Source organism: Moorena sp. SIO4G3, assembly GCF_010692305.1.
Classification (GTDB): Bacteria; Cyanobacteriota; Cyanobacteriia; order Cyanobacteriales; family Coleofasciculaceae; genus Moorena; species Moorena producens_A.
In genome coordinates this window covers 1-1684 of sequence record NZ_JAAHIG010000707.1, presented here as the reverse complement: position 1 = coordinate 1684, position 1684 = coordinate 1, and the positions used below count along the sequence as shown (strand labels likewise).

At 45.5% G+C, this 1684-nt stretch carries 1 protein-coding gene; it reads right to left on the bottom strand.

All coding sequences use genetic code 11. The annotated features are described in order from the left end of the window. Positions 1–120: 120 nt before the first annotated feature. On the bottom strand, positions 121–1617 hold the full coding sequence (locus F6J99_RS44790; RefSeq protein ID WP_293123836.1) for an IS66 family transposase: 1497 nt from the start codon (positions 1615–1617) through the stop codon (positions 121–123). Positions 1618–1684: the final 67 nt, after the last annotated feature.

The following is a 1684-nucleotide window of genomic DNA, read 5'->3' as shown; positions in this document are numbered from 1 at the left end:
GTAACCGTTCAGGGGGGGTGTAATCATCAAAAAAACACACCCGGCAGGAGTAATAATGAAATAAAATTATTAAGCTGCGATCACTAGCTCTTGCTCATGTTCGTCATCAGAAATAGCTACCTATGGGAGTAACGAAGGGGCAGGTTTACCTGCGCGTGCAGCGTTGATTGCATTTGTCAAAAACTCCAAGACATTACGCTGCTGGGACTTCAATGTTGTCACAACAGTTAACATACGAGCAACAAAAGCACTCCCTGCTTGAGTCTGAGAACCAAAACTGGTACGTCGCCAGATTACTGCTGGACGGATGGCTCTTTCTGCTGCATTATTTGTTGGTTCCACACCCTCAACACTCACAAACAACCATAAAGCTGGTTCAACTTTGAGTAGTTGGCGACAAGTGCGGACAGTTTTAGCAAGGGGTGTTTTCTCCTGTGACCCAATCGAGTAAGAATCTGCTTGTTTTAAAGTCAACTTGACCGCTTCACGTATCTCCTCGACTAGCAATTGAAACTGACAACGTTTCAAAGTGCCATCTCGTACTCGATGCCACAATTCAAACAGCTTCTCCTGTTGTTTAACCAGTGCAGTCCCTAATTCTTTAGATACCCCAGGACGTTCCGAGATTTTAATGAATTCCCGTCGCAGATGTGCCCAACACAATTGCCGACGTTCCTTGTCTACCCAGTTATACGCACCATGACGGTCTGAGTTTAAAATACCACCAAAATTTTGACCCAGTAGGTTTTGAGAAGCAGAGGTACAACGAGTTAGGGCAATCTCAAAAAATGTCACTAGTGGCGTGACTGCCACCCACAACCACGCTTTTCGTTGTTTGGGGTTTTTCCCATCTAGATTTCCTTGATTAAAGCTCGTTTCGTCTGCTCCTACCACCTTTGAGTGTTGGATATAAAGTTTGGCATCCTCAACACTGCTTGCCACTGCATCGCTTGCTTCTTGCCGGAGTTTGTTTACCGTTCCTAATGACATGGAAATCTCAAACAAGTCAGCTAGAGCACTTTGCACCTGGCGTTGACTATTGCGGTAAACTCCACTCAGTAGTGCCACCATTGCTACTACTCGTACTCCGTATCCACTCCTGTTGACCTCCTCTGGCAATTTAGCCCTGGTTGATGTCTGACATTGCCCACACTTCAAGGAGTGCAAACGATGCTCGATCACAATCGGTTCAATCGGTGGAATCTCTACTATTTGGTGGCGATAGGGGTTTTGATCTTCGACCCTTAGTCTTTTTCCACAACAGGAGCATTTGGTTGGATGATGGTCAATGATCTGGTTACACCGCTCTATTGGATACAAGTCTCGATTATGCCCATCATGACCTGGTTGACCTCCTCGTTTTCTCTTACTTTTCTTTTTCTGTGTTTTTTTTTCCAGCCCTGGTGGGTCAAAGGAAGGAGGCGATGATGAATTCTTTGATGTGCGTCGGGTTTTTTCTAATAGCTGTTGCTGAACTGCCGATATATCCCTCAGTTGTTTTTCTAAATTTTCAATTTGCTGCGCCATGCCCTCTACCAGTTTTTTGACACTGGCTGGAGTTTCTTCCCAATCTGACCAGGGGACTTGCTCTATATAGTTTGGGCGCTGCTGTTCCATGTTTCTTACCTTAGCATATTCTCGCTGCCATTTTTGGCGAGGGCTCTTCTACCCCCTGAACGCTTAC